This is a genomic window from Microbacterium cremeum (assembly GCF_015277855.1).
GTDB classification, from domain to species: Bacteria; Actinomycetota; Actinomycetes; order Actinomycetales; family Microbacteriaceae; genus Microbacterium; species Microbacterium cremeum.
In genome coordinates this window covers 825,004-840,556 of the sequence record NZ_CP063812.1, presented here as the reverse complement: position 1 = coordinate 840,556, position 15,553 = coordinate 825,004, and the positions used below count along the sequence as shown (strand labels likewise).

Genomic DNA, 15,553 nt, shown 5'->3' with positions numbered 1-15,553 from the left:
CGTGTCACGACTCCGCCTGAGACGCTGCCCAGGCGGAGTCGTGACTGGCAGGAGGACGGGTCAGCGCTCGAGCACGGCCCGGGCGCTGCGCTCGGGCGCGAGGTCGAGCCGGCGCAGCAGCTGCGCGTTGAGGGCGACCACGATCGTCGAGAGCGACATCAGGATCGCACCCACCGACATCGGGAGCACGAGCCCGACAGGTGCGAGCACGCCGGCCGCGAGCGGCACCGAGATGAGGTTGTACCCGGCCGCCCACCACAGGTTCTGGGTCATCTTGCGGTAGCTCGCACGCGAGAGCTCGATGACCGACAGCACCGACCGCGGGTCGCTCGAGGCGAGGATCACCCCGGCAGACCCGATCGCGACGTCGGTGCCCGCGCCGATCGCGATGCCGACGTCGGCTCGCGCGAGTGCGGGAGCGTCGTTCACGCCGTCGCCGACCATCGCGACCTTCTTGCCCTCGCGCTGCAGCTCGGCGACCTTCGCGGCCTTGTCTTCGGGACGCACGCCCGCAAAGACACGACGGATGCCGAGGGCCTCGGCCACCGACCGGGCCACGGGTTCGGCATCCCCCGTGATCATGACCACCTCGACACCGAGCTTGTGCAGCGCCTCGACGGCTTCGCGCGACTCGGGGCGGATCTCGTCGGCCAGCGCGAGGCCACCGATGACGGTGCCTTCGCGCACGACATGAAGCACGATCGAGCCCTGCTCGCGCCACGCCTCGGCGGCGCTCACGTCGGCGGCCCCGACGTCTTCGAGCAGCCGCGGGCCGCCGACCCGCACGTCGCGGCCCTCGACCGTCGCGGTGACGCCGACCGCGGGCGACGAGGCGAACCCGGTCGCGGTGGGGATGCGGATGCCGCGGGCCTCGGCCGCGCGCACGATCGCCCGGGCGAGCGGGTGCTCGCTGTCGGCCTCGGCGGCCGCGGCGAGCGCGAGCACAGTGTCGGCATCGAGGCCCGACTCCGCGGCGACGTCGACGACGGTCGGCTCGCCCTTGGTGAGCGTGCCGGTCTTGTCGAAGAGCACGGCGTCGATCGTGCGCATGCTCTCCAGCGCCAGGCGATCCTTCACGAGCACGCCGCCGCGGGCCGCGCGTTCGGTCGCGATCGACACCACGAGCGGGATCGCGAGGCCGAGTGCGTGGGGGCACGCGATCACGAGCACCGTGATGGTGCGCACGACCGCCTCGTCGGGCAGACCGAGCACGGTCCACACGATCGCGGTGACCGCCGCCGCGCCCAGCGCGAACCAGAACAACCAGCCCGCCGCGCGATCCGCCAGGCGCTGCGCGCGCGACGTCGAGTTCTGCGCCTCGGCGACGAGGCGACGGATGCCGGCGATCGTGGTGTCGTCCCCGATCGCGGTGACCTCGACACGCAGCCCCGAGTCGGTCGCGACGGTGCCCGCCGTGACGGGGTCACCAGCAGCGCGCGCCACCGGGCGCGACTCGCCGGTGATCATCGACTCGTCCATGTCGGCGCGTCCGTCGACGATGCGCCCGTCGGCCGGGACGCTGCCGCCCGGGCGGACGACGACGACATCCCCGACACGCAGCTCGGCGGGCGCCACCGTCACGATGCGGTCGCCTTCGACGCGTTCGGCCTCATCCGGGAGAAGCGCCGCGAGCGAGTCGAGCGCCGACGTCGTCTGCGCGAGCGAGCGCATCTCGAGCCAGTGCCCGAGGAGCATGATGACGATGAGGAGCGCGAGCTCCCACCAGAAGTCGAGCTGGTGGTCGAGCAGCCCGAGGGTCGCCCCCCACGAGGCGACGAACGCCACCGTGATCGCGAGACCGATCAGCAGCATCATGCCGGGCTGACGGGCGCGCAGCTCCGACACGGCGCCGGTGAGGAACGGCCGGCCTCCCCACACGAACATGACCGTGCCGAGGACGGGCGGGATCCATCCGATCAGCGGCACATCGGGCAGCGAGTACCCCAGGATCATCGCGAACATGCCCGACAACGCGACGACCGGGACCGCGAGCGCGAGGTTGATCCAGAACAGGCGCCGGAACTGGGCGACATGGTCAGCACCGTGTCCGGCGTGGCCGCCGTGCCGGGCGTGGCCGCCCGGGGCAGCGTGCCCGGCGTGGGCGGCGTGGTCCATCGCGGCGTGATCCATCGCGGGGGTGTCGCCGGCCTGGGCGTGGCCCGCGTGATCGTGCGCGTGGCCCGCGTGATCGTGCGCGTGGCCGGAGTGGTCCTGCGCGTGGCCGGAGTAATCGTGGGCGTGGTGCGAGTGACCCGCGTGATCGTGCGCGTGGTCGCCGTGCCCGTCGTTCCCGGCGTCGCCGACGTGAGTGTCGTGGGCATGGGTGAGGCCGTGCGTGCCGTGATCGTGCGGGTCGCTCATCGTGCTCTCCTCTCGCGCTACTTCATTAGTACCCCCAGGGGGTATCACCCGCAACCCCGCCGGCGCGCACACTATTCCAGGCGTGGCAGGCTTCACCGAGCTCCAATCGATGACGTTCGTGAAGGATGCCGCCCAGCCCCGCGCGAGCGCGGTCCCCCGGCATCCGTCGTCGCCTCGGCCGGCACGCGGTGCCGGATCGTCAGGACGTGACGGAGTCCAAGTACGCCAGCGTCTCGTCGAGAGCGTGCTGCGCCTCGTCGAGGTCGAGATGGAACTGGTACTCGTGTGGAAGGGCCGGCTCGTGATCCGCCGGCCAGAACACGGCGGTCACCGGCACACCGAGACTCCGCAGCCGCTGGGCCATCGGGATGCCCTCGAGCCATGTGAGGCCGTCGCCGTTGCCGCCGCTGATGTACGTCGGCGGAAAGTCCGACGTGACGAACTCGATCGTCGACATCGTGGCGCCGGATGACTCCGCCGCCCAGTCCTTCGTGCCGGTGTACGACCACAGGGCGACCTTGAAGCCCCAGCCGGCGATGCCCGGCAACTCCGTCATGGCCCGCAGGTCGTACACGCCGCAGTTGAGGATCGCCCCTACGAGCTGGTCGGCCGACCACGCCGGGTCGACGTCCATCAGCTCGGCGTACTCGGGGTTCGTCACCAAGGTGGCCATCTGGCTCGCGAGCTGACCGCCCGCCGAATCGCCCGCGATCACCAGCCGGCTCGAGTCGACCGACAGTGCCTGGGCGTGGTCGTCGATATAGGCCATCGCCTCATTGATCTCGTCGACCGCCGTCGGATAGACGCCCTCCGGTCCGAGGGTGTAGTTCACCGCGATCGCGGTGTACCCGGCGTCGGCGAGAATCCGCATGTACGGATCGACGTCGGCGGACGACCCCGAGATCCATGCCCCGCCGTGGATCCACACGACCGCCGGGCGCTCCTCCCCCTCCCCGGCGGCGGTGTACACATCGAGGGTGAGGCCGTCGCCCGCGTCGGAGTACGCGACGCCGGTCAGCTCACGCAGCGGCGTGTCGGGAACGTGGCGGCTCATCTCGGCGGCGGTCGATCTGCCGCCCTGCTCGAAGACCGCCCGGATCAGCATCGCCGACGGCCACGGCGTCAGCGAGAGGACCACCACGACGGCCAGCACGATCGACAGGACGACTCCGAGAGAGATCAGCAGTCCCCGATGCCGCCGCGTACGCGTGCGCTTCTCGTCCGTCTCCGGCGCCATCGCTGTCCCCCGATCATCGTGGTCCTTCCGATGAGGCTATCGGCCGGTGTCGCGTCAGCCGCTCAAGCCGACGCGATGGATGCGACGATGGGCATATGACGAGCACGAGCCCACCGCAGCGCCGGGGCGGCGGCATCCTCGGCCGCGTCATCCAGCCGCTGATCCTCCTCGGCGTGATGTGGATCGTCCGCGTGCTCGACGACGTGATTCCCGGCAGCTGGAATCACCTGTACGGCATCGAGTCGTGGACGCTCGACGGGCTCGACGGCCTGGTGCTCTCGCCCGCTCTGCACAGCGGATGGCCGCACCTGCTGTCGAACACGGTGCCGTTCCTCATCCTCGGAGTGCTCGTCGCGCTCGATGGGATCGGGCGCTTCTGGGCGATCACGGCGATCATCGCCGTGATCGGCGGTCTCGGCACGTGGGTGTTCACCGCGCCGGGCGCCGTCACGGTGGGGGCCTCGGGACTCGTGTTCGGGTACTTCGGCTACCTGCTCGTCCGGGCATTCGTCGCGCGATCGCTGGGGCACGGCATCCTCTATGCGCTCATCGCGATCGCCGTCGCCGTGCTCTACGGCAGCAGCATGCTGGCGGGGATCTTCGGCGCCGCCGAGGGGATCTCGTGGCAGGCACACCTGTTCGGGGCGATCGGCGGAGGCGTCGCGGCGATCGTCACGCGCCCGAGGCGCGGCCACGCGCACACGGCGCGAGCCGTCTGATCAGCGCCCGAGCAGGCCGACCTCGATCGCACTGTCGACAGCCCCGCTGCGAGTCGTGACCCCGAGCTTGCGGTAGATCGACCCGAGCTGCGAGCTCACGGTGTTGCGCGAGACGAACAGGCGATCGCCGATCTCGGCGACGGTCAGGTGCGTCTGCAGGTACGGGAGCAGGCGCAGCTCGGCCGGGGTGAGCGGCACCGACCCGCCGAGCGCCGGATGCGTGTCGAGCGTGCGACGGAACGCCTCGATGTCGTCGGAGAGTGCGCCGACGTCAGGGCACCGGTGAAGCAGGTCGTCGATCTCGCGCATCAGATGGTTGGTGGCGGAGCGGTCGCCGATCGCGAGATGTGCTTTCGCCAGCTGCAGTCGCACGCGCATGGACAGATAGGGCAGCAGGTACGTGCATCCGACACGGGCGCGCATGGCGCGGGCGAGCAGGCGATCGCCCTCGGCGCGCCTCCCGTCGTTGAACGCCACGCGGGCCGCCACGGCCAGCGCCAGCGCCGTGGTGGCGTAGCCGTCGACGTGGAGCTCGTCGATCAGCGCCACTCCGCGGTGGGCGTGGGCCGCGGCATCCGGCCAGTTCCGTTCCTCGATCGCGAGGATCGCGAGCTCCGCCTCGGCGAGGATGACGCGATCCGAGGCGGCGGCGGGCGTCAGGGCGCCGGCGGCTTCGGTGAGCGCGGGCCGGGCGGCGTCCGCGTCGCCGGCGAGCAGGAGCGCCGAGCCGTACAGGTACGCCGCGAGGCTCCGCCAGTCGCTGCCCGCCGGCTCGTGCCCGTACGCGAAGGTCGCGTCGACGAGCAACTGCTCGAACCCGCCCGCGCACATCGCAGCGCGCAGCATCGCCTGCGAGGCCGCGAACGCCTGGCGGGCCTCTGGGGGGAACGGCGTCGTGTCGACCTCCTCCACGATCCGCACCCAGGCCTCGGCGGTTCGCGTGCGCCCGTGGAGGATCGCGATCCACGCGGCGAAGAGCGCCAGCGGCGGGCTGGCCCGCACGAACCTCTCGCCGAGCGCCGACAGCCAGCGATCGACCGTCAGAACCTGCCCGGCCTGGTACAGCGGCAGAGCGATCTCGCCGATCAGCCGCGCCGCATCCGCCGTCCGGCCGCCGCGCAGGAGGTGCTCGACGGCCTCGACCCGGAGGCCGTGGTCCTCGTGCCACCGGGCCGCCCGCGCATGCATGTCGGCTACGGCATCCGCCCCCTCCGCGCGCTCGAACTCGGCGAGGAGGAACTCGCGGAAGAGCGCGTGGTATCTGTACCACCCGCGTTCACGGTCGAGCGGCACCAGGAAGAGGTTCAGCGCCTCGACTTCCTGCAGGCGGGCAGCGGAATCGTCCGTGCCGAGCAGCGCGTTGCAGCTCGCCGCCGACAGCTGATCGAACACCGCGGTCCGCCGCAGGAACGACTGGAGCGAGTCCGGAAGCCGGGTGAGGCATTCGCGGTAGAGGTAGTCCGAGAGGTAGCGGTCCTCGCCCGTCACCGAGCGCGCCTCGCCACCGCTGCGCGCGACGAGCGCACACAGGAAGATGCCTGTCGGCCATCCCTCGCAACGCTGGACGATGCCGCGGAGATCGTCGTCGTCGATCGCGACCTCGGCTTGGTCGAAGATCGCGCGGGCGCCCCGCGAGTCGAGCGAGAGATCGCCCGCAGACAGATCCCACGACCGCCCGGCGGCCCGCTGACGTGCGAGAACCGGTGGCTCATGACGGCTCGACAAGACGACCTGCGACCCGGCGGGGACGCGAGAGAGCAGCACCTCGATCGCGTCCTGGCACGCCGACGACCGCGCGCGGTGCAGGTCGTCGATGAAGAGCACGAAGGCCTTCGGAGACGCGGCCAGCGCACCGGCGAGCAGCGGCGCCGACCGGCCGAGCGATGTCGGGCCGATGCCTCGCATCTCGGCGATCACGTCTTCGGCGGCCGGGCTGAACGAGGCGCATGCCGCTGCGATCACCGAAAGGAGGGATGCCGGGTCGTCGTCGGTGCGATCGAGCGACACCCACGCGACGACGCGCGTCTCGGTCGCCGCCCACTCGGCGAGCATCGTGGACTTGCCGTAGCCGGCGGGCGCGCTGATCGAGACCACCGGCGCCGCGCTTGCTCGTGCGCGATCGATGAGATGCCGGCGACTGACGGTTGCCGTTCGCGGCGTAGGCGCACGCGTCTTGCTCGCGAGCAGAATCCTCTGCAGATCGCGGCGCGACGAATCGTCGCCCAGATCATCCCCCACGACGGCATCCTATTGTGCCCGGGTTGCCCGCCATCGGACCATGACGTCGGCGTGCCGCTGCGTGCTCCGCCGCTGGGCGCGATCGCCGCGCCGGGTCAGTCGTCGTCGTCCCGCTGTTCCCTCTCAAGCCGCTTCTGCTCCTCCTCCTGCTGTTTGCGCTGCTCCTCTTCGCGCTTCTTCTGCTCCTCCTCGAGTCGCTTGCGCTCCTTTTCCGCGGCCTTGCGCTCCTCGTCGGTCATCCCGGGACCCACGACGATGTCGTTGCCGGTGTCATCCGGCGGGACGTCGGACGGGTCCTCGGCGGGCACGGTCAGCGCCGGATCGGGTGTCTGCGGCGAGCCCGCGAGCGTCGAGATGCCGATGATCGCCGCGGTCGCCACGACCGCGGCGGCGAGGGCTCCTCCGATCGTCGCGATCAGTCGCCTCCGTCGACGGTCGCGGAGCGGCTGCCCACCTGAGGCGGGCGCCGATGACGCCGGGACGGTGGCCGCCACCGGCGCGAGGAGCGTCGGCGCGGTGACTTCCGCCGGCGCGAGGAGCGTCGGTGCGGTGAGCGCAGCGGTGGCGTCGGTCTGCGTCCGGGGCGTCTCGGGCGCGACCGCCGGCACCCGCTCGGTGAGATGGTGCGCGGCGATGGCGACTTCGGCCGCGGTCGGGCGCTCCGACGGCTCGAGGCGCATCATGCGCGTGAGCAGATCGGCCCAGCGGCGATCCAGCGACGCAGGGATCGGCGGCGGGCTCTCGAGCCGCGCGAGCGCAGCCGCCATGCCGGCCCCGTGCGGATGCACGCGCTCCCCCGTCAGCGCTTCCAGAAGCACGAGGGCGAGCGAATAGATGTCGGACGCGGGTGCCGGCTCACCACCTCGGATCTGCTCGGGCGCCAAGTACGCCACCGTCCCGATCACGAGCCCCGGCGAGGTGAGGCGAGAGGCATCGAGCAGGTATGCGATCCCGAAGTCCGCCAGCTTCGCGCGCGGCCGGGCGCCGGGCAGCGGGGCGGGGCTGAGCAGCACGTTGGACGGCTTGATGTCGCGGTGCACGATGCCGGCCGTGTGCACGACGTGAAGCGCCTCGGCGAGCTCCGCTGCGAGGTGTCCGGCCATCTCGGCGGGCAGCGGCCCGCCGGAGGCCACCCGCGATGCAAGCGTGGGTCCGTCGACGAACTCCATCGCCAGATACTCGGGTTCGCCGGGAACGAGACGGGCATCGAACAGCGTCACCAGAGACGGATGATTCAGCGAAGCGAGCAGTGTCACCTCGCTCCGCGCGCGCTCCGACGAGGCGCCGTCGACTCCAGGCCGGATCAGCTTGATCGCGACCGTCCGGCCCAGAATCACGTCCTCAGCTCGGTAGACGCGGGCCATGCCGCCCTCGCCGACGCACTCGCCCAGCCGATACCGACCGTCGAGCAACGCCGGCGGGTCGACCCCCACAGCGCTCATCGGTTCCTCCTCGCCGCGCGATGCGACGCGCCACCATCTCCTACGACGCTAGCTGCAGAAGGTGGGTACGCGGCAGTCACGGGCCCGACACGACAAAACCCCCGGAAATCCGGGGGTCTTGATCTGTAGCAGGAGCGGGGCTTGAACCCGCGACCTCACGATTATGAGTCGTGCGCTCTCACCAACTGAGCTACCCTGCCGCACCGCATCCGCGGTCACTGAGACGGATGCTGCGAGCCCCGAGTCAGGATTGAACTGACGACCCCTTCCTTACCATGGAAGTGCTCTGCCACTGAGCTATCGGGGCGTGCTGCCTGCTCGCAGGCAACTAGAAGAGAATACCAGAGCCGAGGCATCCTTCCGAACTGATCAGCCCACGGTGTGGGTGCCGTCGGTGTGCTCGCGCAGCCACGCCATGGGGTCGATCGCGGTGGTGCCGTTCACGAGGATCTCGAAGTGGGTGTGGGCGCCGTACGAGCGTCCGGTGTTGCCGGTCCGGCCGAGGATCGTCCCGACCGTGACGTGCTGGCCGGGCGTGACCTCCATCGAGCCGTACTGCATGTGCGCGTAGTGGCTCGAGACCAGCTGGCCGTCGATCATGTGGTCGATGATGACGTGCACGCCGTAGGCGCCGCCCGCCTCCGAAGCAACGCGCACCGTGCCGTCGGCGATCGCCTGGATCGGAGCGCCCGCCCCGGGCGTGAAGTCGACGCCCTGGTGCATGCGACCCGAGCGCATGCCGAAGCCGTACGACATCGTCACACCCACGGCGAACGGCCATTGGATGTTGGAGTTGGGGTCGTTGCGGAACAGGTTGGAGAAGTTCTTGATGCCCGCCTCGGACGCCAGCTCGGCCATCGTCGTCGTGGCATAGTTCTCGGTGCGATCGAGCGTGTCGTTCTGGGCGCTGGCCGGGGCGACGTACGCCTGGATCTCGTCCTCGTCGATCTCGGTGACGACGGTGCCCTTCGCGGGCGCGACGACCGACATCGACGCGTCGGCGCCGCTGGCCGCCGCCACCGCCTCGACGGGGGTCGTCATGCCGACCGCCATGAGTCCGACGATCCCGAACACGCCGATCGAGAACGACGCGGTCGCGACCCGCTTGAACGAGGCTCCCCGAGCGGCCCTCGCGCGACGCGGAGCGGCATGGGGCTTCGACGACGCCGCCGCCCGCGCGGTGTCTTCGGCAGGCGCCTCGTCGGCCGCGGTCTCGCGAACCGGAACCTCGGATGCGAACGAGAACATCCGGCTCGCCGCCTCGAACTCGTCGACATCGGATGCCGTCTGCTCCGCGATCGGGCCGGTCAGGGGCTCGACGCGCGCGGTGCGGGGGCGCTCGTCGTACGACGGCCGCGGCTGCGCCGGCTGCTCGGCGACCGGCGTCTCGCGGCGCTCGGCGACCGGCGCGGAATCCGCCGCGGCGGCGACGGCCTCGGCCGCGACGATCTTGGCGATGGTCTCGATGGTGTGCTCGGCGGCGCCTACGCGATCAGCTTCTTCGCCGGACACGCCGCCGCCAGCAGACGCTGTTGCGGGTGCCTCCGCCAGTTCGTCGGACGAGGTCACGGGACGGCCGACGGCGGCTTCAGGTGCGGGCTCGAGGAGTTCGAAGGGCTCGGCGGGGGCGAGGACCGTCTCGAGCAGGGGGGCCGGCTCGTCGCGCCGACGCGGCGTGCCATCGAACGTCGACGCGGCGCGCGGCACGTCGACCGCCGCGGTGGCGATGGGAGGCACCACGACGGGCTGCTCGGCGGTCTGCGTGCGACGTGCGCGGCGACTCGTCGGGGCAGCGGCCGCGGGGGCGACAGAGGCCGCGGGGGCGACGGCCGCCGCAGCCACAGCGGGAGCGGGTGACGCCGGTACGACGGGCTCGATCACGTGCCCGACGACCACCGCCGGTTCGACCGACGCGGGAGCGGGAGCGGTGCTGCGAGCCGAAGGCTCAGGGGAGGGAGCGGACTCTCGAGCTGCGGGGGCGGATGCCGAGGCGGCTCGACGCCGCCGCTGCATGCCAGGGGCCGCGGACGCCGCGGTTGCGGATGCCACGGGCGCAGCCGGGGCGGCGGGCCCGATCGGCGCAGACTGGGCCGTCCGTGCAGTCGGGGCGGTATCCGCGGGCCTGGCGGCGGACTCGGCTGCGGCGGTCTCCGCAGACCCGACGACCGGCGCACTCGAATCAGGCCGGACGGTCGGCGCCGCCGGTGCGCTGCGCGGGGTGCGGGTTGCGGCATCCGGCGCCGTCGTCGCGGCGGCGCGGCCCCACACCACCGTCGGGCGTTCGGGAGCCCCGCTCGCCGCCTGACGGCGGGCCTCCGCGCGCGATGCCCCTGCGGTCTCCGGGGTCGCCTGAGCAGGCGTTGCGGAGGTGCGGCTCGACCGGCGCGTGGGCGCAGGCTCAGCCATCGGGGCGTCGAAAGGCAATGCGGCGGCGGGCTCTCGGTCGAGTCGCGGGGGGACGCGACGAATCGGTCGTTCGGGCTATGACGACCCTCGTCGTTCGGGTGACGAAGGTAACGATCGGGTAAACACTACCCCGGGTGCCCTGGGAATGCCATGTACAGGTCGGGTTTTGCCCGGGCGTTTCATGAGGGTTCTGTGAGAGGACACCGGTTCACGCGAGTCCGGTGATGGTCGCGAGCTCGTCGAAGACCGCCGGGCAGGCGGCCACCACGAGCGGCGCGCGGCCTGATCCGTCGGGCGTCGCCCGCGCAAAACGACCACCGGCTTCGGCGACGAGGAGCGAACCGGCGGCGAGGTCCCAGGGCTGCAGCCCGCGCTCGTAGTACGCGTCGAGCCGTCCGGCCGCGACCGAGGCGAGGTCGAGCGACGCCGCACCCGCGCGCCGCAGGTCGCGCGCGATCGGCATGACCCGCTCGACGAGAGCGAGGTCGCCCGCGTGGGTCGCCGGGTCGTAGCCGAAGCCCGTCCCGATGAGCGCGCCCGCCCCGCCGACGTCGGTGCTGACGGCCAGTCGCCGATCGCCGAGCCACGCGCCCTCGCCCTGCGCCGCGTGGAACATCTCGCCCGCAGCGGGGTTGTGTACCGCGCCGGCGAGCACCTCCCAGCTCTCGGGCACCGGCTCGCCGCGCACGGCCGCGATGCTGACGGCGTAGGTCGGGATGCCGTACGCGTAGTTGACGGTGCCGTCGATGGGGTCGACGACCCACGTGATGCCGCTTCGCCCGGTCTCGGCGCCGCTCTCTTCGCCGAGGAACCCGTCGTCGGGTCGTGCGGCCTTCAGGCGCGACCGGATGAGCGCCTCGACTTCGCGGTCGGCCTCGGTGACGATGTCGGCGAGCGCGGACTTGGTCGCGGCGATGGCCACGCCCACGTCACGGCGTGCGCGCGCCAGATCGCCGGCCTCGCGCGCGATGCCGACGGCGAGGGCTTCGAGGTCGTGTGCGAGGCTCATGCCTCCACGCTATCCCGCCCCTCTTCCGCTCTTTCCGCCCCTCGCCCTCTCGGGTTCTTTCCCACAGGGACGGTGCCGGTACCGTGGGGGCGTATGGCCAGCGCAGACCCATCCCGCAGCTACGACGTCGTGATCGTGGGCGGCGGGCACAACGCCCTCGTCGCGGCCGCCTATCTCGGACGCGCCGGCCGCTCGGTGCTCGTCCTCGAGCGGCTCGACCACGTCGGCGGCGCGGCGGTGTCGGAGCGGCCGTGGGCCGGCGTCGACGCCCGGCTGTCGCGCTACTCGTACCTGGTGAGCCTCCTCCCCCGCCGCATCGTCGACGATCTGGGGCTCGACATCCGTCTGCGCCGCCGGCGCTACTCGTCGTACACGCCCGACCCGGGCGACCCGTCGCGCGGCGTCCTCGTCGACACGGCGGATGCCTCGGCCACCGCCGACTCGTTCGCCCGAGTCACCGGGAGCGGCGCCGAGGCCGACAGGTTCAGCGCCTTCTACGCACGCCTGGCCCCCGCTGCCCGGCTGCTGTTCCCGACGATGACCGAGCCGCTGCGCCGGCGACGGGAGGTGCGCGGCCTGCTCCGAGACGACGCACTGTGGGCGGACCTCGTCGATCGCCCGCTCGGCGGGATGCTGCGGGCCTCGCTCGAGACCGACATCGCGCGCGGCATCGCGCTCACCGACGGGCTGATCGGCACCTTCGCGACCGCGGACGACGAGAGCCTGCGGCAGAACCGCTGCCTGCTGTACCACGTGATCGGCGGCGGCACCGGCGACTGGGATGTGCCCGTGGGAGGCATGGGCCACGTCACCGATGAACTCGCCCGCGCCGCGCGAGCCGCCGGCGCCGAACTGCGGACGAGCGCCGAGGTCACCGCCGTCTCACCGGACGGGCACGTCGAGATCGCGGGCGCCGCACCCGGAGCCGTGCACGGCCGTCTCGTGCTGAGCGGGGTCGGGCCGACGGTCCTGGCGCGCCTGCTCGCCGCCGGCGGGGCCGGCGCGGCGGCGCCCGGCGCGGAGGCACCCGAGGGCGCGCAGCTGAAGGTCAACATGCTGCTGCGCCGCCTGCCTCGCCTGCGCGACCCGCACGTCTCGCCCGAGGCGGCGTTCGCGGGGACGTTCCACGTGAACGAGACCATGTCGCAGCTCGACCGGGCGCATGCGACGGCGTCGGGCGGCGGCATCCCCGATCCGCTGCCGGCCGAGATCTACTGCCATTCGCTGACCGACCCGTCGATCCTCGGGGCCGAGCTGCGCGCCTCGGGTGCGCACACCCTGACACTGTTCGGCCTGCAGGTGCCGCATCGTCTCGTCGACGAGCGGGACCCGGATGCCTCGCGCCAAGCTCTCCTCGACGCGGCCCAGTCATCGCTCGACGCGGTGCTCGCCGAGCCCCTCGCGAGCGTCCTCTACGAGGCCCCGGACGCGACGCCATGCATCGAGGCGCGGACGACCGCCGACCTCGAAAGCTCGCTCGGCATGGCCGGCGGCGACATCTTCCACGGCGCACTCGCGTGGCCGTGGGCGGAGGACGACGAGCCTCTCGACTCGCCGGCCGAGCGCTGGGGCGTCGCGACGACGCACCCGAACGTGCTGGTGTGCGGGTCGGGCGCCCGCCGCGGCGGCGCGGTCAGCGGCCTGGGCGGGCACAATGCGGCGATGGCCGCACTGGAACTGCTCGCCCGCTGACCGCGGTGTCGCGGGCGACGACCCCGGCCGTCGCCCGCGCGTCCGCGGTCAGCTCCTCGGCGGGAGCGGAGGCGGAGGCGGGTAGCCCTCGTACCCGGACGGTGCCGTCGGCGCCTGCGGGGACACGGGCGGCTCCGGCGCCTGCTCGGAGGCCGACGGGGCCTGAGCGGCTGCGTCGGCCGGAGCGAACACGTGGGCGCCGGGCGTCGGATACCCCGTGTAGTAGGCGTTCCAGTCGGGCGAGCCATCGGGAAGCATCGGCAGCGGGGTGGCGCCGTCCACGTAGGTCGGCCACGGCAGGAGTTCCTGCGCGGCCGGCTCGGGGGCGGACGGCGGTGCCGGCGCGTACGCCGGGGTCTGGGACTGAGCCTCGGCCGGCGCGTACGGACCGGCCGGGATGGCGGCCTGGCCGTAGCCGTACGCCATCGGCTGGGGCTGCGGCTTCTTCGGCGCGAAGAGCAGGTTCACGAGCGGGATGACGGCGGTGCCGACGGCGGCGAGGATCGCCACCGCGACCACGATCCGCCAGTAGATCTCGGGGAGGTCGAGCCACTCGCCGAATGCAAGCGGGATGACCAGCAGCGCGGCGAGCGAGACCACCAGGGTGATCGTGACGATCGCGACGATGCGCGTGAAGGGGGTGTCGTAGCGCTGGAACGCCTTCATGTAGAGGCGGACGTGAAGCAGCACCAGCTGCAGGATCAGCACGATCAGCAGGAACTGGATGAAGCGTGAGAATCCGAGCCAGGGGAAGCGCTCCGGCATCCAGATCATGACGGCTCCGAGCAGGAGCGTGACGATCCACGTCGCCATGCTCGCCAGCGCGAACCACGCGGGCCGGCGGGGTGCGAGGTGGGCGTCGAGGATCGCGACGCCGGCGAACGCCGCCAGCAGCAGGATCGTGAGGAAGGCGCGCCCGACGATGTCGTTCTGGTCGCCGACGAGCACCCAGATCACGCAGACGATCGCCGCGGCGATGAGCGCGCCGATCGCCACCCAGATCGCGGCGCGGAGCCACGACGCGGCGCGTGGGGACTGGGTGGGGGCGTACGGGTCGGGCGCGGTCATGGCGTTCCTCTCGTGTCGCGGATGAGATCCGCATGCCCATCCTGGCACGCGGCCTCGTTCGGCCGGGAGCTTGGCGACGCGCGCCGGTGGACAGGGTCCGGCCGGATCCCCGGGGATGCGGAGGCAGGTACGGCGATCCCTGCCTCCGCACCGATCGTCACCCGGCCGCGACGGCGATCTCGTTGGGCGTGACCTCGAGGGTCGCCGAGGCGACCACCTCGCCGGTCGTCAGATCGACGGCGTGGACCTTGTCGGAGGCGGGCTCGGTGACGTAGGCGATGTCGCCGACGACCACGATCGCCGGGTGAGCGTCCTGCCATTCGACAGGGCTCTCCCACGGCTCCACGATGGGGAAGGCGTCGACGAGCTCACGGGACTCGGGGTCGAACACGTGGATCGAGCCGTCCGCGGAGAGGATGTACCCGAGGTCTTCCGGTCCGCGTGCGATGTCGCGGAACGTGTACTCGACACCGTCGGGGAGGTCGATGACCTCGAGCGTGGCGGCCTCGGTGTCGATGACCGTGACGGCGCGCAGGAGGTACCCCTCGGCATCCGGGTCGTTCTTGTAGTCGCCGACCACGAGCGGGCTCGTCTCGCTGACGTACGCGTTGCCCATGCGGCCGTACGGCTGGTCGGGAGCGTCGAGCTTGACGATCTCGCCGTCGTGGTAGAGGAGCGCGCCGTTCTCGCAGCCGAAGACGACCGCCTCGTCCGCCGCGGTGCCCTCGCCGTGCACGCCCGGGCACTGGTCGCTCTCGGCGATGACCTCACCGGCCTCGTCCTGCACCACGATCCCGTTGCGACCGTCGGCGTTGCCGACCGTGGTCAGGAACGTGCCGTCCTCGAGCACGACCGACACGCCGTGGTGCGCCTCGACTCCCTCGATCGTCTCGGTCTCGGGGAGCGCGTCCTCGCTCGCGGCGAGATCGGCGGTGTCGAAGATCGTCGTGTCGCTCGTGCCGTCGGCGTACAGGATCGTCTTCCCCCCGTGACGCACGACGTGTCCGGGGGCGTCGGCCTCGAACACGAGGTCGGTCAGCGCGGGCTCCTCGGTGGTGCCCGCGGCCGTGTCGAGCACCTGGAAGCCCTCGCTCATGGTCACCATGACGTGACGATCGTCACCGGCTGGGTTGAGCCGGGTGAACTCCTCGCTGTCGAAATCGGCGACGACCTCGAGCGTGGCGCCGTCGAGCACGAGGATGCCGCCCTCGTACGAGAGGGCGACGCGCGGTCCGGCCGAAAGCTCCGACGATGCGGAGGGTGCGGCATCCGTCACGCCGGCGGGCGTGGACGCGCAGGCCGCGAGGGCGGCGACGGCACCGACGGCGACGACGACGGCCGATCCGGCGCGGCGCAACGTGGGTATTCGCATGAGAGTGTC

Annotated in this window: 11 protein-coding genes and 2 tRNA genes; 3 read left to right on the top strand and 10 right to left on the bottom strand. The window is 72.0% G+C overall.

Annotation, left to right across the window (positions count from 1 at the left end; translation table 11 throughout):
- Window positions 1–60 precede the first annotated feature (60 nt).
- Together IM778_RS03520 and IM778_RS03515 are read right to left on the bottom strand one after the other, a co-directional pair.
- Entirely contained in the window at window positions 61–2,115 is a 2,055-nt protein-coding gene (locus IM778_RS03520) for a heavy metal translocating P-type ATPase (RefSeq protein ID WP_228484823.1), read from the bottom strand.
- 445 nt (window positions 2,116–2,560) lie between these two features.
- A complete protein-coding gene (locus tag IM778_RS03515) occupies window positions 2,561–3,598 on the bottom strand; it encodes an alpha/beta hydrolase (RefSeq protein ID WP_194410709.1) in 1,038 nt (345 codons plus the stop codon).
- Window positions 3,599–3,693: 95 nt separating this feature from the next.
- Here IM778_RS03515 and IM778_RS03510 point away from each other — a divergent pair, with 95 nt between their 5' ends.
- The gene (locus IM778_RS03510; RefSeq protein ID WP_194410708.1) at window positions 3,694–4,317 is read left to right on the top strand and encodes a rhomboid family intramembrane serine protease; all 624 of its coding nucleotides are present in this window, start codon (window positions 3,694–3,696) and stop codon (window positions 4,315–4,317) included.
- Here IM778_RS03510 and IM778_RS03505 read toward each other — a convergent pair whose 3' ends face one another.
- The 5 genes from IM778_RS03505 to IM778_RS03485 all read right to left on the bottom strand — a co-directional run bounded on the left by IM778_RS03505 (window position 4,318) and on the right by IM778_RS03485 (window position 9,737).
- Window positions 4,318–6,555, bottom strand: a complete 2,238-nt coding sequence (locus IM778_RS03505) for a LuxR family transcriptional regulator (RefSeq protein ID WP_194410707.1) — start codon at window positions 6,553–6,555, stop codon at window positions 4,318–4,320. It lies immediately after the preceding gene.
- Window positions 6,556–6,650: 95 nt separating this feature from the next.
- The gene (locus IM778_RS03500; protein ID WP_194410706.1) at window positions 6,651–7,997 is read right to left on the bottom strand and encodes a serine/threonine-protein kinase; all 1,347 of its coding nucleotides are present in this window, start codon (window positions 7,995–7,997) and stop codon (window positions 6,651–6,653) included.
- 126 nt (window positions 7,998–8,123) lie between these two features.
- Window positions 8,124–8,197: transfer RNA gene (locus tag IM778_RS03495), tRNA-Met, on the bottom strand.
- 35 nt (window positions 8,198–8,232) lie between these two features.
- Window positions 8,233–8,304, bottom strand: a tRNA-Thr gene (locus tag IM778_RS03490).
- Window positions 8,305–8,366: 62 nt separating this feature from the next.
- Entirely contained in the window at window positions 8,367–9,737 is a 1,371-nt protein-coding gene (locus IM778_RS03485; RefSeq protein WP_228484728.1) for a M23 family metallopeptidase, read from the bottom strand.
- A 271-nt stretch (window positions 9,738–10,008) separates the two neighbouring features.
- Between IM778_RS03485 and IM778_RS03480 the strand changes: the two genes are divergently transcribed.
- Entirely contained in the window at window positions 10,009–10,302 is a 294-nt protein-coding gene (locus IM778_RS03480; protein WP_194410704.1) for a hypothetical protein, read from the top strand.
- Between the two features lie 309 nt (window positions 10,303–10,611).
- On the opposite strand, the gene IM778_RS03475 is transcribed toward IM778_RS03480, so the two are convergent.
- Window positions 10,612–11,412 carry an inositol monophosphatase family protein gene (locus tag IM778_RS03475; protein WP_194410703.1) on the bottom strand — a complete coding sequence of 267 codons (801 nt, stop codon included), beginning with the start codon at window positions 11,410–11,412 and terminating at the stop codon, window positions 10,612–10,614.
- Between the two features lie 93 nt (window positions 11,413–11,505).
- Between IM778_RS03475 and IM778_RS03470 the strand changes: the two genes are divergently transcribed.
- Complete coding sequence (locus IM778_RS03470) at window positions 11,506–13,104, top strand: phytoene desaturase family protein (RefSeq protein ID WP_194410702.1); 1,599 nt, start codon at window positions 11,506–11,508, stop codon at window positions 13,102–13,104.
- A gap of 48 nt (window positions 13,105–13,152) precedes the next feature.
- Here the strand turns inward: IM778_RS03470 and IM778_RS03465 are convergent, their stop codons facing one another.
- Both IM778_RS03465 and aztD read right to left on the bottom strand, forming a co-directional pair.
- Complete coding sequence (locus IM778_RS03465; RefSeq protein WP_194410701.1) at window positions 13,153–14,172, bottom strand: hypothetical protein; 1,020 nt, start codon at window positions 14,170–14,172, stop codon at window positions 13,153–13,155.
- A gap of 157 nt (window positions 14,173–14,329) precedes the next feature.
- Complete coding sequence (gene aztD / locus IM778_RS03460) at window positions 14,330–15,544, bottom strand: zinc metallochaperone AztD (protein ID WP_194410700.1); 1,215 nt, start codon at window positions 15,542–15,544, stop codon at window positions 14,330–14,332.
- Window positions 15,545–15,553 lie beyond the last annotated feature (9 nt).